At 60.4% G+C, this 25,807-nt stretch carries 20 protein-coding genes and 1 tRNA gene; 16 read left to right on the plus strand and 5 right to left on the minus strand.

What is annotated here, in order from left to right; genetic code table 11:
* Nucleotides 1–157: 157 nt before the first annotated feature.
* On the plus strand, nucleotides 158–1,321 hold the full coding sequence (locus M0H32_RS04090; protein ID WP_248151017.1) for an efflux RND transporter periplasmic adaptor subunit: 1,164 nt from the start codon (nucleotides 158–160) through the stop codon (nucleotides 1,319–1,321).
* Nucleotides 1,322–4,471 (plus strand): efflux RND transporter permease subunit, encoded by a 3,150-nt coding sequence (locus tag M0H32_RS04095; RefSeq protein WP_248151018.1) that lies wholly within the window; start codon nucleotides 1,322–1,324, stop codon nucleotides 4,469–4,471.
* A gap of 239 nt (nucleotides 4,472–4,710) precedes the next feature.
* On the opposite strand, the gene M0H32_RS04100 is transcribed toward M0H32_RS04095, so the two are convergent.
* A tRNA-Lys gene (locus M0H32_RS04100) sits at nucleotides 4,711–4,786 on the minus strand.
* Nucleotides 4,787–5,157: 371 nt separating this feature from the next.
* Here M0H32_RS04100 and M0H32_RS04105 point away from each other — a divergent pair.
* The 3 genes from M0H32_RS04105 to M0H32_RS04115 all read left to right on the plus strand — a co-directional run bounded on the left by M0H32_RS04105 (nucleotide 5,158) and on the right by M0H32_RS04115 (nucleotide 7,657).
* Entirely contained in the window at nucleotides 5,158–5,451 is a 294-nt protein-coding gene (locus M0H32_RS04105; protein ID WP_248151019.1) for a hypothetical protein, read from the plus strand.
* Between the two features lie 302 nt (nucleotides 5,452–5,753).
* On the plus strand, nucleotides 5,754–6,788 hold the full coding sequence (locus M0H32_RS04110; protein WP_248151020.1) for a TAXI family TRAP transporter solute-binding subunit: 1,035 nt from the start codon (nucleotides 5,754–5,756) through the stop codon (nucleotides 6,786–6,788).
* A 128-nt stretch (nucleotides 6,789–6,916) separates the two neighbouring features.
* Nucleotides 6,917–7,657, plus strand: coding sequence for a cytochrome c biogenesis CcdA family protein (locus M0H32_RS04115; protein WP_248151021.1), 741 nt, complete (start codon nucleotides 6,917–6,919; stop codon nucleotides 7,655–7,657).
* 604 nt (nucleotides 7,658–8,261) lie between these two features.
* On the opposite strand, the gene M0H32_RS04120 is transcribed toward M0H32_RS04115, so the two are convergent.
* Nucleotides 8,262–9,497 (minus strand): hypothetical protein, encoded by a 1,236-nt coding sequence (locus M0H32_RS04120; RefSeq protein ID WP_248151022.1) that lies wholly within the window; start codon nucleotides 9,495–9,497, stop codon nucleotides 8,262–8,264.
* Between the two features lie 209 nt (nucleotides 9,498–9,706).
* Between M0H32_RS04120 and glmU the strand changes: the two genes are divergently transcribed.
* The 3 genes from glmU to M0H32_RS04135 all read left to right on the plus strand — a co-directional run bounded on the left by glmU (nucleotide 9,707) and on the right by M0H32_RS04135 (nucleotide 13,437).
* Nucleotides 9,707–11,062 (plus strand): bifunctional UDP-N-acetylglucosamine diphosphorylase/glucosamine-1-phosphate N-acetyltransferase GlmU, encoded by a 1,356-nt coding sequence (glmU, locus tag M0H32_RS04125; RefSeq protein ID WP_248151023.1) that lies wholly within the window; start codon nucleotides 9,707–9,709, stop codon nucleotides 11,060–11,062.
* Nucleotides 11,063–11,170: 108 nt separating this feature from the next.
* Complete coding sequence (gene glmS, locus M0H32_RS04130) at nucleotides 11,171–12,997, plus strand: glutamine--fructose-6-phosphate transaminase (isomerizing) (protein WP_248151025.1); 1,827 nt, start codon at nucleotides 11,171–11,173, stop codon at nucleotides 12,995–12,997.
* The gene (locus M0H32_RS04135; RefSeq protein WP_248151028.1) at nucleotides 12,994–13,437 is read left to right on the plus strand and encodes a GNAT family acetyltransferase; all 444 of its coding nucleotides are present in this window, start codon (nucleotides 12,994–12,996) and stop codon (nucleotides 13,435–13,437) included. The genes glmS and M0H32_RS04135 overlap by 4 nt, the downstream gene beginning before the upstream one ends.
* 2 nt (nucleotides 13,438–13,439) lie before the next feature.
* On the opposite strand, the gene M0H32_RS04140 is transcribed toward M0H32_RS04135, so the two are convergent.
* A complete protein-coding gene (locus M0H32_RS04140) occupies nucleotides 13,440–13,982 on the minus strand; it encodes a YbaN family protein (RefSeq protein WP_248151031.1) in 543 nt (180 codons plus the stop codon).
* Here M0H32_RS04140 and M0H32_RS04145 point away from each other — a divergent pair.
* Complete coding sequence (locus tag M0H32_RS04145; RefSeq protein WP_248151034.1) at nucleotides 13,981–14,721, plus strand: DUF502 domain-containing protein; 741 nt, start codon at nucleotides 13,981–13,983, stop codon at nucleotides 14,719–14,721. The two genes, M0H32_RS04140 and M0H32_RS04145, sit on opposite strands and share 2 nt — an antisense overlap.
* Nucleotides 14,722–14,733: 12 nt before the next feature.
* On the opposite strand, the gene recG is transcribed toward M0H32_RS04145, so the two are convergent.
* Nucleotides 14,734–16,836: an ATP-dependent DNA helicase RecG gene (gene recG / locus M0H32_RS04150; protein WP_248151037.1), complete on the minus strand. Its 2,103-nt coding sequence runs from the start codon at nucleotides 16,834–16,836 to the stop codon at nucleotides 14,734–14,736.
* A gap of 226 nt (nucleotides 16,837–17,062) precedes the next feature.
* Between recG and M0H32_RS04155 the strand changes: the two genes are divergently transcribed.
* Together M0H32_RS04155 and mfd are read left to right on the plus strand one after the other, a co-directional pair.
* Entirely contained in the window at nucleotides 17,063–17,380 is a 318-nt protein-coding gene (locus tag M0H32_RS04155) for an FAD assembly factor SdhE (protein WP_248151040.1), read from the plus strand.
* 21 nt (nucleotides 17,381–17,401) lie between these two features.
* Complete coding sequence (mfd, locus tag M0H32_RS04160; RefSeq protein ID WP_248151043.1) at nucleotides 17,402–20,887, plus strand: transcription-repair coupling factor; 3,486 nt, start codon at nucleotides 17,402–17,404, stop codon at nucleotides 20,885–20,887.
* An 82-nt stretch (nucleotides 20,888–20,969) separates the two neighbouring features.
* Here mfd and M0H32_RS04165 read toward each other — a convergent pair whose 3' ends face one another.
* A complete protein-coding gene (locus tag M0H32_RS04165) occupies nucleotides 20,970–22,244 on the minus strand; it encodes a zinc ABC transporter substrate-binding protein (RefSeq protein ID WP_282449150.1) in 1,275 nt (424 codons plus the stop codon).
* A gap of 7 nt (nucleotides 22,245–22,251) precedes the next feature.
* On the opposite strand from M0H32_RS04165, the gene M0H32_RS04170 reads away from it, so the two are divergent.
* The 5 genes from M0H32_RS04170 (at nucleotide 22,252) to paaC (ending at nucleotide 25,804) form a co-directional block, all read left to right on the plus strand.
* Entirely contained in the window at nucleotides 22,252–23,112 is an 861-nt protein-coding gene (locus M0H32_RS04170) for a PaaX family transcriptional regulator (protein ID WP_248151045.1), read from the plus strand.
* Nucleotides 23,113–23,241: 129 nt separating this feature from the next.
* Nucleotides 23,242–24,234 carry a 1,2-phenylacetyl-CoA epoxidase subunit PaaA gene (paaA, locus tag M0H32_RS04175; RefSeq protein ID WP_248151757.1) on the plus strand — a complete coding sequence of 331 codons (993 nt, stop codon included), beginning with the start codon at nucleotides 23,242–23,244 and terminating at the stop codon, nucleotides 24,232–24,234.
* 7 nt (nucleotides 24,235–24,241) lie between these two features.
* Nucleotides 24,242–24,724: a DUF3291 domain-containing protein gene (locus M0H32_RS04180; protein ID WP_248151047.1), complete on the plus strand. Its 483-nt coding sequence runs from the start codon at nucleotides 24,242–24,244 to the stop codon at nucleotides 24,722–24,724.
* Nucleotides 24,725–24,743: 19 nt separating this feature from the next.
* Nucleotides 24,744–25,028: a 1,2-phenylacetyl-CoA epoxidase subunit PaaB gene (paaB, locus tag M0H32_RS04185; RefSeq protein WP_248151048.1), complete on the plus strand. Its 285-nt coding sequence runs from the start codon at nucleotides 24,744–24,746 to the stop codon at nucleotides 25,026–25,028.
* Entirely contained in the window at nucleotides 25,028–25,804 is a 777-nt protein-coding gene (gene paaC, locus M0H32_RS04190) for a 1,2-phenylacetyl-CoA epoxidase subunit PaaC (protein WP_248151053.1), read from the plus strand. Before paaB ends, paaC begins: the two co-directional genes overlap by 1 nt.
* Nucleotides 25,805–25,807: the final 3 nt, after the last annotated feature.

Below are 25,807 nucleotides of genomic sequence, written 5' to 3' on the forward strand. Positions count from 1 at the left end.
GCGGTGCTGAGCCGGCTATCCCGTATGAAAACGCTTGAGAATTTTTCCTGCCACGCAGGACCGGTACCTGCAATCTCCCCTTGTTGAATCACCCAGTCCTTTTATAGTGAACTCCGGCCAAGAGCCTGACCCGGCGGTCTGCCTGCGGAGTTTCTAAATGTCTTTTTTGCGTTTCGCCCCTTCCTCCCGTTCCTTTGCACTTGCTGCGGTGTCGGCGGTCCTTCTGGCCGGATGTTCCGATGACAGCCAGAAAAAGGCTGCGCCGACCGCGCCACCGCCCTCGGTGACCGTTGCCAAGGTGGCCAAGCAGGATATTCGCGAAAGCGCGCGTTTCGTCGGCCAGATTGCCGCTGTCGACCAGGTCGATCTGATTGCCCGCGTCAGCGGGTTTCTTGAGGAAAAAGCGGTTCCCGACGGCTCGATCGTGAAAAAAGACACGTTGCTGTTCACCATCGAAAAGGCGCAATACGAGGCCGCGCTGACCAAGGCCAAGGCCGATCTGGCAAGTGCGAAGGCCGACGCCGCGCTGAAGGCGGCGGACGAAAAGCGCGACAAGGACCTTCTGCAGAAGGGCCATGTCTCGGAAGCGGCCTATGAAGCGACACTGGCCCAGAAACAGCAGGCCGAAGCCTCCGTGGAAGCCGCGCAATCGGGTCTGCAACAGGCCGAACTCAATCTAAGCTACACCGATGTCAAGGCACCGTTCCCGGGGCAGCTCGGCAAGACCACCTACAGCGTCGGCGAAGTGGTCGGCCCGACCACGCAGTCGCTGGCCAAGCTGATCCGACTGGCGCCGGTCTATGTGAATTTTTCCGTCAGCGAGGCGCAGTATCTGAACGCGGTCAAAACCCACGGCATCAATCCCGCCGACATCGCAGCGAATGAATCGCCCGACATCAGCCTGGTGCTGCCCAACGGCCAGAAATACGGCGAGACCGGCAAGATCGTCTATATCGACAACCAGGTGGATTCGACCACCGGAACGATCTCGTTCCGCGGCCAGTTCGACAATGCCGACACCAAGCTCCTGTCCGGCACGTATGTGACCGTGGTGCTGGAAGCGCCGAAGACCGAAACCGCGCTGGTGGTACCCCAGGCGGCCATTCAGCGCGATCAGCAAGGGGCCTTTGCCCTGGCGATCACCGCCGACAAGAAGGTCAAGCAGGCCTATGTCGAGCTCGGCCAGCAGATCGACACCAATTTTGTCGTCACAAAGGGACTGGAGGACGGTGAGGAGGTCATCGTCGAGGGCTTGCAGAAAGTGCGCCCCGGCGTTGTCGTCGACCCTGTTCTGGCCTCCAAGCCGGCGGAGAAAAGCTAAATGTTCTCACGCTTTTTTATCTACCGGCCGAAATTCGCGCTGGTCATTTCCATTGTGATCACGATTGCCGGCCTTCTCGGCTATGTGTCGCTGCCGGTCGAGCAGTTCCCGAACATCACGCCGCCGGTGGTCAATGTGTCGGCCACCTATACCGGCGCCAACGCGGAAGTGCTTGAGGAGACGGTCGCCGCGCCCATTGAGGGCCAGGTCAACGGTGTCGACGACATGATCTACATGCAGTCGACCAGCAATGACAGCGGCAGCTATTCGCTCAACGTCACCTTTGCCGTCGGCACGGATCCGGACATTGCAACGGTCAACACGCAGAACCGGGTCAGCCAGGCCACCAGCCAGCTGCCCAGTGTCGTGACCAGCAACGGCGTGACCGTGCAGAAAGCCAGCACGAACATGCTGCTGGTGATTACGCTCTATTCGCCGAACGGCACCTATGATCCGGTGTTCCTGTCCAACTATGCCTCGATCAACCTGAAGGATCCGCTGGCCCGTGTCTCGGGTGTCGGCCGCGCGGATGTGATGACAGACTTTGCCTATGGCATGCGGATCTGGCTCGATCCGGATCGGCTGACCAGTCTTGGCATGACGCCAACCGACTTCATCAACGCCGTCCAGGATCAGAACATCCAGGTCGCCGCCGGCCAGATCGGCGCGCCGCCGGTGCCGGACGGACAGCAGTTCCAGTATACGATCAAGGCCAAGGGGCGGCTTTCCAGCAAGGAAGAGTTCGAGCAGATCATTCTGAGAACCGGTGAGGACGGTGCGGTCGTCAAGATCGGAGATGTCGCCCGGGTCGATCTCGGCGCGCAGTTCTATAACGCCTCCGGCGAATACAACAGCCAGCCGGCAACGGTTCTGGCGATCTACCAGGCCCCTGGCGCCAACGCGCTGCAGGTCGCCCAGGACGTCCTGGCACGCCTCGATACGCTCTCCGAAAATTTCCCGGAAGACATGAAATACGGAGTGCCGTTCAACACCACGGATTTCGTGCAGGCTTCGCTAGACGATGTCATCAACACTCTGTTCCTGACCTTCCTGCTGGTGGTCTCCGTGGTGTTCATCTTCCTAGGCAACTGGCGTGCGACGATTATTCCGACCGTCGCCATTCCGGTCTCGCTGATCGGCACCTTCGCGGTCCTGCTCGCGCTCGGTATGACGCTCAACACGATTTCGCTGTTCGCGCTGGTCCTCGCGATCGGCATCGTGGTCGATGACGCCATCGTGGTGGTGGAAAACGTGGAGCGCCTCATCTCCGACGAGGGCCTGCCGCCCAAGGAGGCAACGGCAAAAGCCATGGAGCAGATCACCAGCCCGGTGATCGCGACCACCCTGGTGCTGCTGGCGGTGTTCGTGCCGACGATCTTCATGCCCGGGATCACCGGACGGCTCTATTCCCAGTTCGCCGTGACCATCTCGGTCTCCGTTGTGATTTCCTCAATCAACGCCCTGACCCTGTCGCCCGCGCTCTGCGGCCTGATTCTGAAGGCGCGCTCCGGCCCGCCGCGCGGCATCATGGGCCTGTTCGACAAGGGCATCACCGGCGTGCGCAACGGCTACACCGCCATTGTCCGTCGTCTGGTGCGTGTTGCCATTGTCGGCATCATTGTCGTCGGCGGTGCGATCGCGATCATTGTGACCCTTGGCGGATCCCTGCCGCAGGGCTTCTTGCCGTCCGAGGATCAGGGCTACCTGATGGTCGACGTGCAGCTGCCCGACGGCGCTTCGCTGGAGCGCACGGAAGGCGTCACGGCACAGGTGGTCGCCTTGGCCTCCAAGACCGCTGGCGTCGAGGATGTCGTCATCGTCAACGGCTATTCGATCCTGAACGGGGCCACGTCCTCCAACGCGGCGCTGGTGATCGCGACCATGTCCAACTGGTCTGAGCGCCAGGAGCCGGACCTGCATATCAACGCGATCCTGGCGAAATTCTGGGCGGAGTTCTCGACCATTCCAGGGGCGAATATCATCGCCTTCAATCCGCCGCCGATCCCGGGCCTCGGTACCACCGGCGGCGTGCAGATGATGCTGCAGCAAAGCGACGGCACGCCGCAGGATCTGGCTTCCGCGGTCGGATCGATGGTTTATTCGGCCAATCAGAGCGCGGATATCGGGCGGGCCTATTCGACCTTCCGGGCGAACGTGCCTCAGGTCTTCGTCGATCTGGACCGGGAGAAGGCCAAGACGCTCGGCATCGATGTCTCCAACGTCTTCCTGACGCTGCAGGCCTATCTCGGCTCCTATTACATCAACGACTTCAACATCTTCGGCCGTGTCTACAAAGTGATGATCCAGGCCGACGGCAAGTTCCGCGACCGGGTCGAGGATATTGGTGCGCTCTACGTTCGCGCCAATGACGGCACGATGGTGCCGATGCGCAGCATCCTGACGACGCAGAATGTGCTCGGGCCGCAGATCCTGACCCGCTACAACATGTTCCGCTCCGCCGCGGTGATGGCCGATCCGGCGCCGGGTGCTTCCACGGGTGTTGTCATCAACGAGGTCGAGACGGCAGCCCAGGAGGCCCTGCCGCCCGGTTACACCTATGAATGGACCGGTACGGCCCTGCAGCAGCTCGGCTCCGGCAACATCGTGATGTTCATCCTGATGCTGTCGATCCTGTTCACCTATCTGTTCCTGGTTGCCCAGTATGAAAGCTGGACCATGCCGGTCGCCATCCTGATGTCGGTGTCCTTCGCCATCATGGGCGCGCTGGTGGCGGTGTTCGTGACGGGAGGCGACGTCAATCTCTACACCCAGATCGGCATGATCATGCTGGTGGGGATGGGGGCGAAGAACGCGATCCTGATCGTGGAATTCGCCATGGAGCAGCGCGACAGCGGCAAATCCATCCGCGACGCGGCCATCGAGGCGGGCCACCTGCGGTTCCGCGCCGTGATGATGACCGCGCTGTCCTTCCTGCTTGGCGTGGTGCCCCTGATGACCGCTTCCAGCGCGGGCGCGGCCAGCCAGAAGGCCATCGGCTTCGCCGTCTTCGGCGGCATGCTCTTTGCCACCTGCATCGGCGTCCTGATGATCCCCATCCTCTATGTCTGCCTGCAGGCAACTCGCGAAACGGTCAAGGGCTGGTTCGGCGGCGGCAAGAAGGGCAGCGGCGACGCTGTGCCGGCGGAGTAGGGCAAGAAGGTTTGTCTTGGACTGGTCTTGAACCGGTCTTGAGATGACAAAGGGGAAAGTGACCGGGCGGTTCGAGAGGGCTGCCCGGTTTTTGTTCCAAGGGGGCGGATCCGACAGCAGCGGTGAGAGGGCCGGTGACAGATAATCAGGATGTTCAGCAAAAAGCCGCAGGCACCTGGGCTCCTATAGGCGCCACGCATTCTGTCTGCTGATTGTCGGGAGTAAGTCGTTGGAAAATTTGGTGAGCCGACAGGGGTTCGAACCCTGGACCTACTGATTAAAAGTCAGTTGCTCTACCAGCTGAGCTATCGGCTCTCACCAATTTCCGGTGCGGGCGGGTGCGTCGTTTTCGGCGCCGCCGCGTTGGTGGCGTGTGTTTAGGCCGACACAGATATGATTGCAAGAGGCAAATTGGATTTTTTCAACAGGCTCGGAAAAACTCCGGAGACGCAGCAAAGGTGACGTAGCGGCCGCCTTGAAATTGCTCCGAAGCCGCGGTTTCGGTGTAGATCCGTTAATAATAAAATACCGAACGACAGTAGTACCAAGTACTACCTGAAAATATTGTTCTGCCTATAATTTAGAAGTTCGATTTTTAAGCAAATAAAGATCATTCTCCTGCAAAAACTGTCAGGTAGCGGAATAAAGCTTTGTGATGTAACGTTATCTGGCACATGAGAGGTTACATGCACACAACGACAATCGACACCCATACGAACTCCGTTGAGTTCGATTTCGTGAAGGGACACATCGCTGCCACGATGACCCTGATTCACGGATTGATCGACCAGGGCCTGATTGACCGGGAACGACTGGACGCGTTTTTTGGCGCGTTTATCGGCGACTTGCCGCATTCCCGCGAAACGCTCGGTCTGAGGCTGATCCTCGACCAGTGGCGCCAGGGCCTGCGGGACGGTGAGGAAGAAGAGGAGCTGAAAGGCAAACTCTTCGAGGTTATCCGGGGAGGGCGCACCAACTGATTTCCGTCGGATATGGCCGGCCCGGGGTTGGGGGCCGGAGCATATCCTTTTCAGTTAAGTATTACCTATAGTATTCGCGAGGTGCAGCGGCGCCTTTTTTTGTTTCCGGATCTGTGCAAAAGGGTGGGCGCGTTCCGGAGGCAGCTTTCCGGGCCATGATCAATTTCGCTTTAACGCCCGGCCTTCCTTTGTCTGCAAGCTGGCCAAGCCGACAGGTGTTTGTTATCCCTACGGGAGACGCGACCCGGGTCTGTGGAGGAGCGACAATTTTCCAGTTATCCATTTTTTCGAGCATGCCGCTGTTGGCCGAGCCGCTGCGCTTGCGTGCCACCATGCCGCGCCGCTTTTTCAGAAAGGCTCTGATCCCGGCGCTGGCACTGGCCATATCATTGGCGATACCTATGCAGGCCTTCGGCGCCGACCAGCATTTTGTCACCATCGGCACCGGCGGCGTCACCGGTGTCTACTATCCGTCGGGAGGAGCGACCTGCAAGATCGTCAACCGCAGCCGCGCCGAGCACGGGGTGCGCTGCTCGGTGGAGACGACCTTCGGGTCCATCGACAACATCGAGAAGATCCGCCAGGGCGAAATCGACTTCGGCTATGTCCAGTCCGACTGGCAGTCCCATGCCTATCACGGCACATCGGTGTTCGAGCCGGCCGGGCCGTTCGAGGATCTGCGCGCGGTGTTTTCCCTGCACACGGAAGTCGCCACGATTGTCGTACGCGAGGACTCCGAGTTCCGGACTTTTGCGGACCTGAAGCATGCCCGGATCAATGTTGGCGCCAAGGGCTCCGGTTCTGCGGCTTCCTGGCGCACGCTGATCAGCCGTCTCGGCTGGACCGAGGCCGATCAGACGGGGTTATCGGATCTCAGGACGTCGGAACTCGCCGAAGCCCTGTGTACGGGTACGGTCGACGCCTTTTTCGTGCTGATCGGCCATCCCGCCGCACTCATCGAGGAAACACAGGCGGATTGCAACATCCGCCTGATCGGCATTGACGGCGAGGCGGTCGACAGCCTTCTCGACGAAGCGCCCTATTACATTGCCGCGGAGATTCCGGCGGGGTTCTACGGCCTGAAGCAACCCGTTCCGTCCTTCGGCGTGGTCGCAACCTTCGTGACTTCAGCCAAGATGCCGGACGAGATCGTGTCCACCATGGTCAAGGCCCTGTCCGATCACTTCGACAGTTTCCGGTTGCTCCACCCGGCACTGAACAATCTCAAACTGTCCGACATGGTCGCCGCCGACATGGCCGCCCCGCTACATCCTGGCGCATTGACCTTCTACCGTGATCAAGGCCTATTGCCCGCGCCCGGTGAAGACACAAAGTGAGCATTCTGCCGTCCTCTCCAAAAGGTGAGGGCTTTGTGTGTTCGCCCGGGGCGACAAACAAGCTAAAGACGGCAGTCTGACCCGCTCGCGGACCAGTCGTCTTGGCCGCGCAACAATCGGAATCTCGCATGATCCAGGACGTAACCATCATCGGCGCTGCTCTTGCCGGGGTGCTTTCCTTCGTCAGCCCCTGTGTGCTGCCGCTGGTGCCGCCCTATCTGGGTTTTCTCGCCGGCGTGTCGTTGGAGCAATTGAACGGTGAGGAAGGCGACAGGACCGCAGCGACAAGGCGCGTCTTTTTCAGCGCATTGGTGTTTGTGCTCGGCTTCTCCACCGTGTTTGTGCTGCTGGGGGCAACGGCCAGTTTCCTCGGCCAGTTCATCCGCGGCTATCTGGACTATCTCGGCTATATCGCCGGCGCGGCCATCATCGTCATGGGCCTGCATTTCCTGGGAGTCTTCCGGATCGGGCTGCTTTACCGCGAGGCGCGTGTGCATGTGGAGAAAAAGCCGGCCGGACCACTCGGCGCCTATCTGATAGGCTTGGCCTTCGGTTTTGGCTGGACCCCTTGCGTCGGCCCGATCCTGGCGGCGATCCTGTTTGTGGCGGGTTCGGAGGACACTGTCGGTCAGGGCGCGCTGCTGTTAAGTGCCTATGCGCTCGGGCTCGGTGTGCCGTTCCTGATCGCGGCGCTGTTCGCGGGACCGTTCCTGGGGTTCATGAAGCGCTTCCGCAAGCATATGGGCCTGGTGGAAAAGGCCATGGGCGGCGTTCTGGTTCTGACCGGTATCATGTTCCTTACCGGCCAGATGGCGGTTTTGTCCTACTGGCTTCTGGAAACGTTTCCGGCGCTGCAGACGGTCGGCTGAGCAAGCTCTCAGGTTGGTCTAGTGTGGTGAATTTGACATTCGCCTCATTGTTGCAGCGACCATCGAAGCGAATTTCAAATTCGAAAACCACACTAGAAACATATGCTTGCTAGTCACCCTTTTGAATCTAAAGCTCGTTCCGAGTGTACCGGGAAATAAGACGAACTTCAGATTCGGGTGACTAGGGTCTGTGGACAATTAGGATTTGGTCTTGGTTTGAATGCAAATGGCTCAATTTCCTGAAGCAAAGGCGCGGGAAGGGCTAGTGTGGTGAATTTGACATTCGCCTCATTGAGGCGGCATCTTCCGTAGCGAATTTCAAATTCGAAAACCACACTAGAAACATAGTCTTGTTAGTCACCTTTTTGAATCTGAAGTTCGTTCTGAGCTTGCTGAAAAATGAGACGAACTTCAGATTCAGGTGACTAACCCTTTCAAGCCTTTGCGACGCCGAAATGAGCCATTTGAGCTAAATCCCCATTGCAAATATCTGGGGGGATGCTGCGGATTTCGGTTTCGCGTGCGTCGGAAAGTCCTTGTGGTGGGCAACACCACTGCGGATTTTCCTCCTGCTCGAAGACCGAAACCTAATTGTCCACAGACCCTAGAACGCTGTGTCCCGGAACTTGGCGGCGGTCACAAGTGGATCGCCGGCGAAGAGCGCCGGATGGCAGAGTTCCGTAACATCGAGCAGGTGCAGGCAGGCTACCGCGGCATCTGCCGCATTTGCAAAGGGCCCGACCATCAGCGCGATATCGCCCTCGGCCGTTTGTCTCTGCATCAGAAGAGGCTGCAAGTCCCGCATACGCTCCGAATTCTGAGCCTTGAAATCGGCCCAGGCCTTTGCCGCCCCGGCGGAGGTCCGGTAGTGGCCGATGATGGCACCGAAATCGCTGCGTTTCAGGTGGCGGTCACCGCCGCCGCGCAGCCGTCCTGACGGGCTGGATGGGGTGATGACCTTCGGCCGCAACGCGGTTTGTGTCGGCGTCGCGTCAAAACCCTCCGGCTGGGTGTCCTGGGCCTGTGTGGGGATGGACCCGGTCGAGACCGGCGGGGTGGACGATTCCGGCAGCCGCACTTGTGGCGGGGTGGCGGGCATGACCTGGACAATCCGCACAGGTTCTTCCGGATTGGCTGTTTCGCCGGATGGAACTGCGAGGTCCTCGGCTGAATTGTAAAGGCTGATCAACCGGGGAGGCGATTGCCGCTGCGTCTCCGGACCGGGGGCGACCGGCTGCTGCGCACCAACAATTGAAGGCGCGGCCTGAGGCGCGTTGCTCCTCAACGGGGCCGTTGCTTTTTCCGGCTTTTCTCGGGAGCGCGGCGCGGCTTTGGGGGTAGGGGGCTGAAGGGCTGGCGCCCTGGTGATCACCACGCCTGGGCCGGGTTCGGCCGTCATGTCACCGGCGCTTGCCGGCTGTCCGCTGCCAGCGAGCTTGCCAACCGCAACCTGCTTTTCCAGGGCGGCGATGCGGCGGGAATAGGCGACGTTTTGTTCCGACAGGGCGCTCAACCGGCGGCGAAGCCCGATGACTTCCTTCTGAAGCACCTCAATTTGGCCCTGGCTGATGTCCGTGACTGGCGATGGAGGCACGTCGTGCGGCAGTTGCATGACATCGATTGCCGGCGCGGATCGGGAAATGGACGCAGTGGTCTCGACATCGCCGCCAGGAGGCAACGCCAGGCCACCGGGTGCCCGGCTGGCGGGAGAGAAGGTGCTGTGCTGGAAGCTGAACTGGTAGGAGGCAAGGCCGACGGTGCCCATCAACCCGGCGGCAAACGCCCAGGACAACAGGCCGACACGCGATGGCGTGAACGTGTCCCGGACAAGGTCCCGCATGGACTTGCTTGCCTGCTGCTTTGCCAAATTCCTCGCGTCCCGCGCCTAATTGCGAATCTTTCAGAAGATACCCTATCAGGAGCTTATTATGGTTAACGAAACGCAAACCTGAACGTCAGCGCAGTCAGATCTTTCAATGTTCTGTGGATCGGGGCATATAGAGGCGCGATTGCGTCTCCGACGCCTGACACTTTGATACTGGACATTTGATGAGAAACCGTTCCTGCCTTTCCATCGTTCTGGCCGCGGGGCTGGGAACCCGAATGAAGTCCGACTTGCCCAAGGTTATGCACGAGATCGGCGGACTGCCGCTGGTCGGTCATGTGGTGAAGGCACTGCAGAGCGCGGGCTCAGAGCGCATTTCGGTCGTCACCGGACCGGATATGCCGGCGCTCGAAAAACTGGTCTACGAATTGGCGCCGTCGGCACGCTGCTACGTTCAGACCGACCGGCTCGGCACCGCCCATGCCGCTCTTGCGGCCAGACCTGCATTGGACTTCCCCGCCGATGACGTTCTCATCCTGTTTGGCGACACGCCGCTGGTAACCGCCGAAACAGTCGGCCGGGTGCGAAAGGCGCTTGCGGACGGCGCCGATCTGGTCGTGCTGGGATTCGAAACCCGCAGGCCTTTCGGTTATGGCCGGCTCTTGACGGAGAACGGCCGTCTGGTTGCCATTCGAGAGGAAAAGGACGCTACGGAGGAAGAACGCAAGGTCACGTTCTGCAATTCCGGCATCATGGGCTTTGGCGGCGCGCAGGCTCTTGCCCTGCTTGAAGCCATCGGCAACAGCAACGCCAAGGGTGAATATTATCTGACCGACGCGGTGGAAATCGCCAACGCGAAAGGCCTCAAGGTGGTGGCGGTGTCGGGAACGGAAATCGAAACCCAGGGCATCAATACGCGCGCCCAGCTGGCGTCTTGCGAGGCCGATTTTCAGGCCCGAAAGCGCCGTGCCGCGTTGGAAACCGGCTGCACCTTGCTGGCGCCGGCGACAGTTTATTTTTCCCATGACACGGTGCTCGCACCGGATGTGACGGTTGAGCAGAATGTCGTCTTCGGCCCGGGCGTCAAAGTGGCAAAAGGCGCCCGGATCCGCGCTTTCAGCCATCTGGAGGGCGCTCAGGTCGGCGAAAACTGCGTAATCGGCCCTTACGCCCGCCTGCGGCCCGGTGCAGTGCTCGGGGCGGAAAGCCGTGTCGGCAATTTCGTCGAGGTCAAGAACGCAACCTTCGGGACCGGCGCCAAGGCCAATCATCTCAGCTATATCGGCGATGCCAGTGTCGGGTCGAAGTCGAATATCGGCGCAGGCACCATTACCTGCAATTACGACGGTTACCTGAAACACCGGACGGAAATTGGCGCGGGCAGTTTCGTCGGTTCCAATTCGACCTTGGTCGCTCCGGTCCGGCTCGGCAACGGTGCTTTCGTTGCGGCAGGCAGCGTCATCACCGACGATGTGTCGCGGGATTCCATGGCCTTCGGGCGGGCCCGGCAGACCGTCAAGGACGGCAAGGCAAAGCAACTGCGTGACCGCCTGCAGGCGGCGAAGGACAGCAAATCCTAGGCGATTTGCACCTTGTCATTTTCTGACACAGGGATTGATTTCAGTTTGGCCGGCACTGTCGTCTAAAGCAGGGTGGTCTTCTGGGTCATTTTATCAAAGGGCAATTATATGTGTGGTATCGTTGGCGTTTTGGGCCGTGTAGAAGTAGCGCCGCGGATTGTCGATTCGCTGAAGCGCCTGGAATATCGCGGTTACGATTCCGCCGGGGTTGCCACGCTGGTCGATGGACAGCTGGTCCGCCGCCGCGCCGAGGGCAAGCTGCGCAATCTGGAATCGGTTCTTGAAAACGCGCCTCTGGCAGGAAGCGCCGGCATTGGTCATACGAGATGGGCCACCCATGGCGCGCCGACAGTCACCAACGCCCATCCGCACCTGGCCGGATCGGTCGCTGTCGTCCACAACGGTATCATTGAAAACTATCTGGACCTGCGCGACGAGGTCTCTGCGGCTGGGGCTGTTCTCGACACGGAAACGGACACCGAAGTCGTCGCCCATCTGATCAACCTCGCCATGGCTGCCGGCAAAAGCCCGCGCGACGCTGTGGCCGATGTGCTGCCCCGCCTGAAAGGCGCATTTGCGCTTGCGCTGCTGTTTGCCGGTGAGGACGATCTCCTGATCGGCGCCCGCAAGGGCTCGCCTCTGGCAATCGGCCACGGGGAGGGCGAAATGTTCCTCGGTTCGGATGCCATTGCACTGTCGCCGTTTACCGACCGGATCACCTATCTTGAAGAAGGCGATTGGGCGGTGCTGACCCGCTCGAGCGTCGATATCTTTGATAGGGACAATACCCAAGTGGCGCGGCCGGAGGCAAAATCCTCGGTCACTTCCAGCCTGATGGACAAGGGCAATTACAAGCATTTCATGGCCAAGGAAATCCATGAGCAGCCGGAAGTGCTTGGCCACACGCTGTCGCGCTATTTCGATTACACATCCAATCAGGCCAGTGTCGAAGGTGCCGATGCCCTGAATTTCAAGGATCTCAACCGCTTGATAATCACGGCTTGCGGAACGGCCTATCTGGCAGGCCTGGTATCCAAATACTGGTTTGAGAAATACGCCCGGCTGCCGGTCGAAATCGACATCGCCAGCGAGTTCCGCTACCGGGAAACACCTGTCTGCGATAAAGACGCAGCCCTGTTCATTTCCCAGTCCGGCGAGACCGCGGACACTTTGGCATCGTTGCGTTACTGCAAGGAACACGGCGCAACGATCGGCGCGATCGTGAATGTGCCGGAAAGCACGATTGCGCGTGAGGCCGACAGGGTGTTCCCGACGATAGCAGGTCCGGAAATCGGCGTTGCCTCGACCAAGGCCTTTACCTGCCAGCTCGCGGTTCTGGCTGCGCTTGCCCTGCAGGCTGGCCGCGAACGCGGCGTGCTCAGCGAGGCCCGCGAAAAGGAACTGGTCGCGGAACTGACCGAGGTGCCGAGCCTGGCTCTGAAGGCGCTCGCCGCCGAAACGGACATCGAGAAACTGTCCCAACCTTTGTCCAAGGCGCAAAATGCGCTTTATCTCGGCCGGGCGACTAATTTCCCGCTTGCGCTCGAGGGTGCGCTGAAACTGAAAGAACTGTCCTATATTCACGCGGAAGGCTATGCCGCTGGTGAATTGAAACATGGTCCGATCGCCCTGATCGACGAGAACATGCCGGTCTTCGTGATCGCGCCTTATGACGCGATCTATGAAAAGACTGTCTCCAACATGCAGGAAGTGGCAGCGCGCGGTGGCCGGATCGTCCTGATCACGGATGAGCGCGGTGCGGCCGAATGCGGGAACGCTGCGGAAAACACCGTTGTCCTGCCGAACATGACGGACATTGTCGCGCCGATCATCTACGCTCTGCCAGTTCAGATGATCGCCTATCATACCGCTGTTTTCATGGGCACCGACGTGGATCAGCCGCGCAATCTCGCCAAGTCCGTGACGGTCGAATGACGAATATGGGCAATGGCACCACAAGCATTGTGTCTTTCGAGGAGCGGTTCAGGGCACCGGTCATTGCCCTTTGGAAAAAATGCGGTCTGGTCCGGCCCTGGAACGATCCCGACAAGGATATCGACCGGAAGCTGACCGACCGGAACGGGGCATTCTTTCTGCTTCTGGAAGACGGCAGCCTGATCGGTTCCGTTATGGTCAGTCACGATGGCCATCGAGGCTCGATCTATTATCTCAGCATCGATCCCGACCATCAGGCCGGCGGGCTCGGCAAGCAGCTCATGGCGCATTGCGAAGCCTATCTGAAGGATCTTGGCTGTCCGAAGATCAATCTGTTCGTCCGGCGCGGCAACGAACAGGTCATGGAGTTCTACGAAAGCCTCGGATATGCGGAAGAAGCGGCCATTCCCATGGGCAAGAGGCTGATCCCGGATATCTGAGATCAGGACTGTTTCGAGTATTCGTCGCTTGTAGTGACTTTTGGCCCGACCGGCCGGCTCACCACAAATGCGGCGCAGCCGCCGATGAACGCGCCGACCAGCAAAGCCAGCCAGAGAACGGGCTGAGCGGTGTAAACGAACATGCCGTAGCCAAACGCCATGCCCGAAACAGCGACGGTCTTGGCCTTGCGGCCGATGGCGCCGTGTTCCCGCCAGGCGATCACGGGCGGACCGAAGACCGGGTGGCTCAATATACGGGCTTCAAGAGCGGGCGAGGACCGTGCAAAACAGGCCGCGGCCAGAATAAAGAAGATGGTGCTCGGCAACAAAGGCAGAAAGGCACCGACGATTCCGAGACCGACACAGCCGGTTCCCAAAAGTTTGAAGGTTGTTCGCCGCACCACTGCCTCCGGAATCGGCATTTTTTGGGTTGATCGCTGAAAAATTAACCGAGCGTAGGATACCGCGCCGCGATAAAGATGCTTATCTAGGAACAGAACCGTTGAAAAGACGTGCGCCAATAGGGACTTCAAGGTGTCGCCCATGAGCCGGCATAAACATAAATCAGATGACACGCACAAGATAGGCCATCATCGGCCGGGTGCGGCAACACGTCTTCGAAACTATTTCCTGACCGGCCTGGTCATCACCGGCCCGATCGGGATTACGCTTTGGCTGACCTGGACCTTCATCAAATGGGTCGATGGCTGGGTGAAGCCGTTTGTGCCGAAGGTCTATAGTCCGGATACGTATCTGCCGTTTCCTGTTCCCGGTTTCGGGTTGATCGTCGCGGTCTTCGTGCTGACGATCGTTGGCTTCTTCGCGGCCAATTTCCTCGGCCGCAGCCTGATTTCCGTCGGCGAAAATCTCGTCGGCCGCATGCCGCTTGTACGTAATCTTTACAGCGGCTTGAAGCAGATTTTTGAGACGATACTTGATCAACGCGGCGACAGCTTCACCAAGGCGGCCCTGATTGAATACCCGCGCAAGGGCCTTTGGGCGATCGTGTTCATCTCCACCGACACGAAGGGTGAAGTCGCCACCAGGCTGGAAGACCAGGCAGACACCATGTCGGTGTTCCTGCCGACCACCCCGAACCCGACTTCCGGTTTCCTGCTGTTCGTTCCCAAGGAAGACATCATCGAGCTCGACATGAGCGTCGAGGACGCCGCCAAGCTGGTGATTTCTGCAGGGCTGGTCAGCCCGAAACATGCCGAGACCCTCAGGGACAAGATCGTCGACCCAAAACAGCAGGACCGGGTGCGGACGCCGGAAGACGCTTAGGGTTACTCGCGATCAACCCGCTCTCAGCAACCGGATCGCGGCATCGCGCCCGAACAGGTAGAGCAGGCAGCGCAAGGCCTGTCCGCGTTTGCTCTCCAGGTCCGGGTCTGTCTCCAGGATGAGCCGCGCGTCGTCCCGGGCGACTTCCATCAGGTCGGCATGATCCTCGGCGCGGGCAATCCGGAAACCCGGAGTGCCCGACTGGCGCGTTCCGAGGATTTCGCCGCCGCCGCGCAGCTTCAGGTCTTCCTCTGCAATCAGAAAGCCGTCATTTGTCTGGCGCATGATGTTGAGCCGGGCGCCTGCCGTCTCGCCGAGCGGGCCCTTGTACAAAAGAACGCAGGAGGACGGCTTGTCGCCGCGTCCGACCCGGCCGCGCAGCTGGTGCAGCTGGGCGAGGCCGAAGCGTTCGGCGTGTTCGATGACAATGATGGTGGCGTCAGGCACATCGACGCCGACCTCGATCACCGTGGTGGCGACGAGGATACGAGTCACACCGGACTTGAAATCCGCCATGGCGGCGTCTTTTTCATCGGCGCTCATGCGTCCGTGGACCAGCGACACTTTCTGCCGGAGGGCGTGTTCAAGTACCCGGTGACGGTCTTCGACGGCGGCCAGGTCGATCTTTTCCGACTCTTCCACCAACGGGCAGACCCAGTAGACCTTCTGGCCCTCGGCAGTGGCAGCGCCGACCCTTGAAATGATTTCCTCGAGCCGGTCAAGGGAGACGGAAACGGTCGTGATCGGCTTTCGTCCGGCCGGCTTGTCGGTGAGGCGGGAGACGTCCATGTCGCCGAAACCCGTCAGGACCAGCGTGCGCGGGATCGGCGTGGCCGTCATCACCAGCACATCGACGCCCTGGCCCTTGGCCGAAAGCGCCAGACGCTGATGCACACCGAACCGGTGCTGCTCGTCGACAACGACCATACCGAGATTCTGGAAGGTGACCGCGCCCTGGAACAGCGCATGTGTCCCAACGACAAGATCGATCTCGCCGGCATCGAGCTGTTCCTGCCGGACCCGCCGTTCCTTCTGGCTGTCCTTGCCCGTCATCAGGGCAAGGCGGATACCGGCCTTGTCGCAGAGCGGCTTCATGGAGGCGTAATGCTGGCGCGCCAGGATTTCCGTCGGCGCCATCAAGCCGCCCTGGGCGCCGCTTTCGATCACCTGTGCGAGCGCGGCAAGCGCGACCACGGTCTTGCCGGCACCGACATCGCCCTGCAGAAGGCGCAGCATGCGCACCGGCTTGGCAAGATCCTCGTTGATCTCCTCGATTGCCTTGGCCTGGCTGCCGGTAAGCTGAAAGGGCAGGGCGTCAATGACAGCCCTTTGCAGGTCTCCCTTGGGCTTGCGGGCAATGCCGCCAAGCGTGCGCATATGGGCCCGCACCATGGCGAGCGCCAGCTGACTGGCCAGCAATTCGTCATAGGCAAGGCGCTGCATATAGAGCGACGCGGGATCGATGTCCTGCTGCTCCTTTGGCGCGTGCAGCGTGGTCAATGCCTCGGCGAAATCCGGCCAGCCTGTCTGGTGCAGATGGGCTTCGTTGAGCCATTCCGGAAGGTGCGGCAGACGCTCGATCGCGGCGCGGACCGCCTTTTGCATAGTCTTGGCGGCGAGACCGGCGGTGAGCGGGTATACCGGCTCGATGGCCGGCATCTCGGCGGCTTCCTCCGGCTTCAGCGAATAATCCGGATGCACCATTTGCGGACGGTCGTGGAACCATTCAACCTTGCCGGAGACAATCCGGCGCTCGCCTTCCGGAAAGGTCTTTTCCAGCCAGTCCCGGCGCGGGTGAAAAAACACGAAGTTGATCTCGCCCGTGTCGTCATGGGCACTGATCTTGTAGGGCGCCTTGGAATTGCGCGGGGGCGCCAAGTGCCGGCCGATGGTGACATCCAGCGTAACGATGTCGCCGTTTTCCGAATAGGCGATGCCAGGCCGGTGGCGCCGGTCGATCAGGCTGTGCGGAATGTGGAACAGCAGGTCGGCAACCGTGGCGTCCCGATCCGGCTGGCCACCGACCAGGCCGGACACCAGCTTGGCGATCTTCGGTCCGATGCCGGGCAGCGTTGAAACCGGGGCAAACAGGGGATCGAGGATCGGGGGACGCATTCTGGGGAGGTTTACCTGTCAGGATCAGCGGGCATTCGAACGAGAAGACAATCTGTTCTGCCACGAAGAGAGACGCCTGTGCAACAAATAGAACATTCTGTGAACTCGGGCACTGACAAGTAGGATCTTCGACGTTATATATCCGTTATGAAATCACAAGGACGGGTGTGGTGAGGGTCCCTGAAAATGGGTCTCGCCCGCGCCCGCGTTTGCATATAGGCCCTTCATGTCCGAGACGACCGGTTCATCAAACACCGCCTCCGGCGCGGAACGCGATCCCCGCCACAAGAAAATCCTGTTCCGCTGCTGGCATCGGGGCATGAAGGAAATGGACCTGCTTCTGGGCGGCTTTGCGGATGCGGAAATCGACCGGCTGACAGAAGACGAATTGCGCGAGCTGGAACACCTCCTGACCGCGCATGACCAGGATCTTTACGCCTGGATGACCGGACGCAAGCCGTTGCCGGCTGAATGGGACGGGCCGCTCTACCGCCGCATCATCGCCTACCACGAAGCCGCCGGTCCGGCCGGGTTTGTCAGATAACAAGACTTAAGGACGCATGCCGTGTTTGACAGGCTGCTGAAAGACCGCGCCAACATCACGCTTGCCAGCGTGCCGGACGGCGCTGAAAGTTATGCGCTGGCCCGGATGATGGCCGAAAGCGAGGCCGGTGGGCTGTCGCTGGTTTTCATCGCGCGCGATGCCACCCGCATGGCCATGATCAGCGAGGCGCTCGGGTTTTTCGATCCGGAGATCGAAATCCTGCAGCTGCCGGCCTGGGACTGCCTGCCTTATGACCGGGTCTCGCCGAACCCGGCGATCAGCGCTCGCCGGCTGCTGGCGCTCGGACAGTTGGCACACGGCATCAAAGGCGGCCGCAAGACTGTTCTGCTGACGACGCTGAATGCCGCATTGCAGCGCATGCCGGAACGCACTTTCATGGCCGAGCAGACACTTTCCATGGCGCCGGGCAACCAGGTCGACATGGAAGCGATTGCCAACTGGATGGAAATGAACGGCTTTTCGCGCACCCCGACCGTGCGTGAGACCGGCGAATATGCCGTGCGCGGCGGCATTGTGGATCTGTTCGCGCCTGGATCGGAAGAGCCGGTGCGCCTCGATTTCTTCGGGGACACGCTGGAATCGATCCGCTCGTTCAATGCCGAAACACAGCGCACGTCGAAACAGCTCAAACGCCTCGATCTGGTGCCGATGAGCGAAGTGGTGCTGTCGGAAGACGCGATCTCCCGTTTCCGGCGCTCCTATCTGGCGAATTTCGGTGCAACCAGCCGCGAGGACGTTCTCTACCAGTCGATCAGCGACGGCCGCCGCTATGCGGGCATGGAGCACTGGCTGCCCCTGTTCCACGAGCATCTGGACACGGTGTTCGACTATATCGGCGACGCGCCGGTGGTGCTGGACACCAGCGCGGCCGATGCGGTGCGCGAACGGATCGACCAGGTCCAGGAATATTATCAAGCGCGCCAGGACGCACACGAGATGGGCACGGGCGCGGGCAATGTGCCCTATATGCCGGTCGAGCCCGCAAGTCTGTATTTTTCCGAGGCCGAGTGGACGGCCGCCGTCGCCGACCGGGCAACGGCCTCGCTCGATCCCTTTTCGCCGCCGCCGGGCAGTGGCAAGACTGTTATCGAGTTGGAAGGCCGCCAAGGGCGCAGTTTTGCCGCCGAGCGAGCCGCCGGCGATGTCAATATCTTCGACGCATTGACGACCCATGTCCGCGAACTTCAGAAGAACGGCAAGCGCACCGTAATCGCCTGCTGGTCGGACGGATCCCGCGACCGGCTGGGCCAGATTCTCAGCGATCATGGCCTTGGGGCCGTGAAGGAAGTCGACACGCTGAAAGCCGTCGAGGAGCTGCCGGCAAAGACCACGGCGCTCTGTGTGCTCGGCATCGAACACGGCTTTGAACTGAAAAACATCGCCTTTATGGGCGAGCAGGACATTCTCGGCGACCGGCTGGTGCGCAAGTCGCGCCGCAAGTCCAAGGGCGCCAATATCATCACCGAGGCGACGGGTCTCGCGGAAGGCGATCTCGTTGTTCATGTCGACCACGGCATCGGCCGTTTCATCGGCCTGAAGACCATTGAGGCGGTCGGCGCGCCACATGACTGCCTGGAGCTGCAATATCATGGCGGCGACAAGCTCTACCTGCCGGTCGAGAACATCGAGCTTCTGTCGCGCTACGGCTCGGAGGACCAGGAAGCTCAGCTCGACAAGCTCGGCGGCGGTGCCTGGCAGGCACGCAAGGCCAAGCTCAAGAAACGCATTCTTGAAATTGCCGACGGCCTTATCAAGACGGCCGCCGAACGCGCACTCAAGACCGCACCCGTGGTCGAAACCCCGGAAGGCGTCTATGACGAATTCGCAACCCGGTTCCCATATGAGGAAACCGAGGACCAGCTAACCGCGATCGACAGCGTCTTCGACGATCTTGCGTCCGGCCGGCCGATGGACCGGCTGGTCTGCGGCGATGTCGGGTTCGGCAAGACCGAAGTGGCGCTACGCGCCGCGTTCCTGGCGGCCATGTCCGGGCGCCAGGTGGCGGTGGTGGTCCCGACGACGCTTTTGGCGCGCCAGCATTTCAAGACCTTTTCCGAGCGCTTTCACGGTCTGCCGATCAATGTCGCCCATGCCTCGCGTCTGGTGCCGGCCCGGCAGCTGACCCAGACCAAGAAGGGTTTGACGGACGGGTCGATCGACATTGTCGTCGGAACCCATGCGCTTTTGGGCAAATCCGTGCAGTTCCGCGATCTCGGCCTGCTGATCATCGATGAGGAGCAGCATTTCGGCGTCAAGCACAAGGAACGGCTGAAAGAACTCAAGTCCGACATCCATGTGCTGACGCTGTCGGCAACGCCGATCCCGCGCACGTTGCAGCTGGCCCTGACGGGCGTCCGAGAACTCTCGCTGATTGCGACGCCGCCAGTCGACCGCTTGGCGGTGCGCACCTTCGTTTCGCCCTTCGATCCGCTGGTGGTGCGCGAAGCGCTGCTGCGCGAACATTACCGCGGCGGCCAGAGCTTCTACGTCTGTCCACGCTTGTCGGATATTGCTGACCGGCGCGAGTTTCTGGAAACTCAGGTGCCGGAACTGAAAGTAGCCGTCGCCCATGGCCAGATGCCGCCGGGCGAACTGGAAGACGTCATGAACGCCTTCTATGAGGGCAAATACAACGTGCTTCTGTCGACGACCATCGTTGAATCCGGCCTCGACATTCCAACAGCGAATACGTTGATTGTGCACCGGGCGGACATGTTCGGCCTGGCCCAGCTCTACCAGCTGCGCGGCCGCGTCGGCCGCTCCAAGACCCGCGCCTACGCGCTCTTCACCGTGCCCGCCAACAAGTCGCTGACGGCGACCGCCGAACGGCGCCTCAAAGTGTTGCAGTCACTGGAAACGCTTGGGGCCGGCTTCCAGCTGGCCAGCCACGATCTCGACATTCGCGGCGCAGGGAACCTGCTCGGCGAGGAACAGTCCGGCCACATCAAGGAAGTCGGCTTCGAGCTCTACCAGCAGATGCTGGAGGAGGCAGTCGCCCAGCTGAAGGACGGCGGTGCCGATTTCGGCGACGAGCAATGGTCGCCGCAGATCAACATCGGCACGCCGGTGCTGATTCCGGAAGATTATGTCGCCGATCTGCAGCTGCGCCTGCAGTTGTACCGCCGTCTTGGCGACGTCACGGAGGCGGAAGAAATCGATGCCTTCGGCGCGGAGCTGATCGACCGCTTCGGCCCGCTGCCGGACGAGGTCCAGCACCTTTTGAAGATCGTCTATATCAAGGGGCTGTGCCGCAAGGCCAATGTCGAAAAGGTCGATGCCGGACCGAAGGGCATCGTCATCACTTTCCGCAATTCCGAATTCGCCAACCCGGCCGGTCTTGTCTCCTACATTGCCGAGCAGGGCGTCCTTGCCAAGATCCGCCCGGACCAGAAGATCGTCCTGACGCGTGACTGGGAAAAGACGGATACGCGGCTTAAGGGCACGGCGACGGTTTTGACCAAACTGGCGCGGCTGGCTGCGGCTTAAAGCATCGGGCGTAAAGATCGTTCTGTGGCGATGACGTCCTGTTCACGGATTGAACCGCCGGTCAGTGACCGGCGGTTCTTTGTCAGTTCTCGCCCTTCAGGCAGCCTGTAAGAGCGGCCGACAGGTTCTTCAACAGGTTTGGATAAAGGTCCGGTCCGTTTTCCAGCTGCGTGCCCAACGGATCAAGCGTGCCGGAGCGGGCGTCGCTGCCTTCCAGGACCACATTGACCAGCTTGGCCTCGAACTGAGGCTCCTGGAAAACGCAGGTCACACCCAGATCCTCAATCCGGTGGCGGATCTTTTCAATCCGGTCGGCGCTTGAAAGGGCTTCCGGGGAAAGGGTGATGGCGCCGCTCGCCTCGATGTCGAAGTGGTGTTCGAAGTGGTGATAGGCATCATGGAACACGATGAAGCTTTTGCCGGAAACCGGCTCGAGCTCGTTACTGATCTCGTGCTCCAGTGACTCGATTCGCTCTGAAAAGGCCTTCGCATTCTTCTTGTAAGTCGCGGCGTTGTCGGGGTCAGCCTTGGCCAGCGTCGCGGCCATTTGTGCTGCAATGGCAATTCCGTTGTCCGGATTCAGCCAGATGTGCGCGTCGCCGGCGCCGTCATGATCGTGTCCGGCCTCGGCGTGTTTCCCGTGGTCATGGTCGTCATGATCATGGCCGGCCTCGGCTTGCTCATCGTGGTCATGGTGGTCTTGTTCTGTGTGTTCTTCGTGGTCATGATCATCATGACCGTGCTCGTTTTCTGCGTGATGCTCACCATGGTCATGTCCATGATCGTGGGCATCGAAATTGACGCCTTCCCGCAGAGCAAGATGGGAAATTCCCGGCGCCTCCATCAGTTCAACAACTGTGGCGCCCGTGGCCATGGAGGAGATGGGTTTCGCAAGCGACGGTGTCAGTTCCGGCCCGACCCAGAAAACCACATCCGCGCCCTGGAGCAGGAAGGCCTGGGACGGTTTGAGCGCGAAGCCATGCGGGGAGGCGGCGCCGTCGATGAGAATGAAAGGTTCGCCCACACCCTCCATCACAGCCGCGGCAATGGAATGTATCGGCTTGATCGTAGTGACGACCGAAGGGCCGTCAGCGAGAGCACCGCAGGTTGTCGCAAGGAGGGCGCTTCCGGCAGCCGTTGCCAACAGCCAGCTTCTCTGGCGACGAAATTGAGAGGGACGGGAAAGGCTGGTCATTCTGGTCTCTATCCAACGCAATGTAACTTTATAACGTGTAACTGTATAACGTTCAGTGACCGCGCCCGCAATAGAAAGATTGCTGTTGTTGAAAAGCTGCGGGTCGTGCCCTTGGTTTGCCGCGGGTGGACGGTTAAGCTCCTGAGAAAACGACCGGATCAAAACCCATATGCTTTCTAGCGCAGACAAAACCGCCGACCGGTTTCTCGTGCCCAGTCCGCCCAAGGCCGCACAGCTGATCGTGACCATCTACGGTGATATCGTCGAACCGCGTGGCGGTGTCCTGTGGATGGGCGATCTGATCAGCCTGTGCGCCGGGTTCGGTGTCAACGAATCCCTGGTCCGGACCGCCGTTTCCCGGCTTGTCTCCAAGGGGCAGCTTGTTGGGGAACGGGAAGGCCGGCGCAGTTATTATGGTCTGACGGCCGCGGCCCGGGAGGAATATCACCTTGCCGCGGACCTGTTTTTCGGTCCCGTTGACGGCGACTGCGGCTGGCTCCTGACGCTATGCACCGATCCGGCCGAACAGGCTGTTTTGACCCGAAACGGGTTCGTGCAACTCAGCGGATCGATCTATGCGGCATCCGACCGTCCTGGACGCCCTGTCTTGGGGACTGCCTTTCGGGCGCAAATGCTTGAGCCGGACGACGGCAAGCTCCGGAGCATGGTGACAGCCGCCTTCCAGCTCGATGGGTTGGCGACGGACTACTCAGCCTTTGTGTCACGCTTTGCGGACATGGCGTCCGGCGTCACTGACGAGCTGGCGCCCGAGACCGCTCTGCTGTACCGGCTGGCGTTGGTTCATGCGTACAGGGAAATCCGCCTGCGCGACCCCCGGCTGCCGGTCTCCGCTTTGCCGGACAACTGGCCAGGTGTCGTGGCAAGATCTCTCTTCGCCGACCTCTATCGGCGGCTGTCGGACCAGGCGGATGCCTATATCGGACAGAATCTTCTGGCAAAGCACGGCCCTTTGCCCACCGCACCGGAAGCGGTGCGCGACAGGATAGCGACCCTTATGTCAAGCCTCTGAAAAGTAAGCGCTTTTCAACACGGGCATTGTGCTCTTAAAAAGCATCACAAAAATAATCAAAAATAGTCTTCTTCTGTGATGCATTGTGCGTTATCCTCTCGGAAAGTCCACATGACGAGAGGAGGCGTCATGTACGCCCAGATGGTCAAAACCGACGCGGACAAGGTGCGCGACATCTCCGAGATGTCGCCGGAGGAACGCGCGTTTCAGGAACGCATCGATCGCGGCGAGAAGATCGAGCCGACCGACTGGATGCCGGACGGCTACCGCAAGACGCTGATCCGCCAGATAGGACAGCATGCCCATTCCGAAATCGTCGGTCAGCTGCCGGAAGGCAACTGGATCACCCGCGCGCCGACTCTGGAACGCAAGGCGATCCTGCTGGCCAAGGTGCAGGACGAAGCCGGTCACGGGTTGTATCTCTATTGCGCGGCCGAGACGCTTGGTGTCAGCCGGGACGAGCTGATCGAGTTGCTCCATGCCGGCAAGATGAAATATTCCTCCATTTTCAACTATCCCACACTGAACTGGGCCGATATCGGTGCGGTCGGCTGGCTCGTGGACGGCGCGGCGATCATGAACCAGGTGCCGCTTCAGCGGACCTCCTTCGGACCCTATTCCCGTGCGATGATCCGCATATGCAAGGAAGAAAGCTTCCACCAGCGCCAGGGCTTCGACATCATGATGAAGATGGCCAAGGGCACCGAAGCGCAGCGGCGCATGGCGCAGGATGCGCTGAACCGGTTCTGGTACCCGTCGCTGATGATGTTCGGTCCCTCTGACAAGGATTCGGTCCATTCGGCCCAGTCCATGGCCTGGAAGATCAAGATCAACACCAATGACGAGCTGCGTCAGAAATTCGTCGATCAGACGGTGCCGCAGGCCGAGTATCTCGGGCTGAGCATTCCGGACGAACACCTCACATGGAACGAGGACAAGGGCGGCTTTGATTTCTCCGAGCCGGACTGGAGCGAATTCTTCGAGGTCCTGAAGGGCAACGGCCCTTGCAACCGCGAGCGCATGGATGCCCGGGTCAAGGCCTGGGAGGACGGTGCCTGGGTGCGCGACGGCCTGATGGCCCATGCCGACAAGCGGGCAGCTGCCCGACAGGCTGCGGAGTAAGGCGTCCATGACCGGTTTTCACATTGCCGAACTGAATGTCGCCCGGCTCAAGCACGACATCAACGATCCGCGGATTGCCGATTTCGTCAACAATCTCAATAGGGTGAATGCGGCCGCCGAACGCAGAGACGGTTTTGTCTGGCGCTTGAAGGATGAGGCCGGTTCCTCCGTCGCAATGACGCGGGAAGCCGACCCGATGGTGATCCCGAACCTCTCTGTTTGGCGCGACGTGACTTCGCTCGAAAGCTTTGTGTTCAAGACGGTTCACAAGCGCTTTTATGACCGCCGCGCCGAATGGTTCGAGGTCATGGACAAGATGCATTTTGTCATGTGGCCGGTTGCGATCGGCCACGAACCGTCCCTCGAGGAAGCCTGGCGGAAGCTGGATCAGTACAACGCGGAAGGATCGAGCGACCAGGCTTTCGGCTGGGACCATGTTCCGGACGCCAATCTGTGGCGCTCCGCGCGATGCTCGGGTTCGGCGGCGTAATTTTCTGAAAGGAAAACCCATGAAAAAGGAATGGCCCCTCTGGGAGGTCTTCATCCGGGGACAGCATGGCCTGAACCATCGCCATGTCGGCTCGCTGCATGCGCCTGATGCCGAAATGGCGATCAAGAACGCCCGCGACGTCTATACCCGCCGCAAGGAAGGTGTTTCGATCTGGGTGGTGCCGTCTGCTCAGATTTCCGCGTCGGATCCGGGCGCCAAGGACAGCCTGTTCGAACCAAGCATGGACAAGATCTACCGGCATCCGAGCTTCTATGACATTCCAGAAGATGTCGGGAAAATGTGATGGGTGGCTCAAACGATAAGATCGCGAGCGATATTCTGTTCGAGTGGCTGCTGCGCCGCGGTGATACCGTGCTGGTTCTCGGGCATCGCGTGTCCGAATGGTGCGGCCATTCCCCGGTCCTGGAAGAAGATATCGCGCTGGCGAATGTCGCGCTCGATCTGATCGGGCAGGCGCGCATGTGGCTGAGCCTTGCCGGTGAGGTCGAAGGCAAGGGCCGGGGCGAGAACGAGCTCGCCTATCTGCGCGATGCCTGGGACTTCCGCAATGTGCTCCTGGCCGAACAGCCCAACGGCGATTTCGGCAAGACGCTGATGCGCCAGTTCCTGATCGACACGTTCCAGGTGTTGCAGTTGAAGGAACTCGAAACCTCGGCCGATCCGCGCATTGCCGCGATCGCGGCCAAAGCCGGCAAGGAAGCGGCCTATCATCTGGACCGGTCCGCCGATCTGGTGATCCGCCTTGGCGACGGCACGCCGGAAAGCCACCGCCGCATGCAGGACGCACTCGATCAGCTCTGGTCCTATACCGGGGAACTGTTCACGTCTGACGAGATCGACCAGGCCATGTCGGACGCCGGTCTCGCGCCGGACCCGGCTTCGCTCAAGTCCGAATGGCAGAAGACCGTCGATGAGGTGCTGGCTGAAGCTACGCTGACGGCGCCGGACAGCGCGTTTGCCCATTTGGGTGGTCTGACCGGGCGTCATTCGGAACATCTGGGTCATCTTCTGGCCGAGATGCAGTTTCTACAGCGCGCTTATCCCGGCGCGACCTGGTGACAC

This window comes from Roseibium sediminicola, from assembly GCF_023156505.1.
GTDB lineage: Bacteria > Pseudomonadota > Alphaproteobacteria > Rhizobiales > Stappiaceae > Roseibium > Roseibium sediminicola.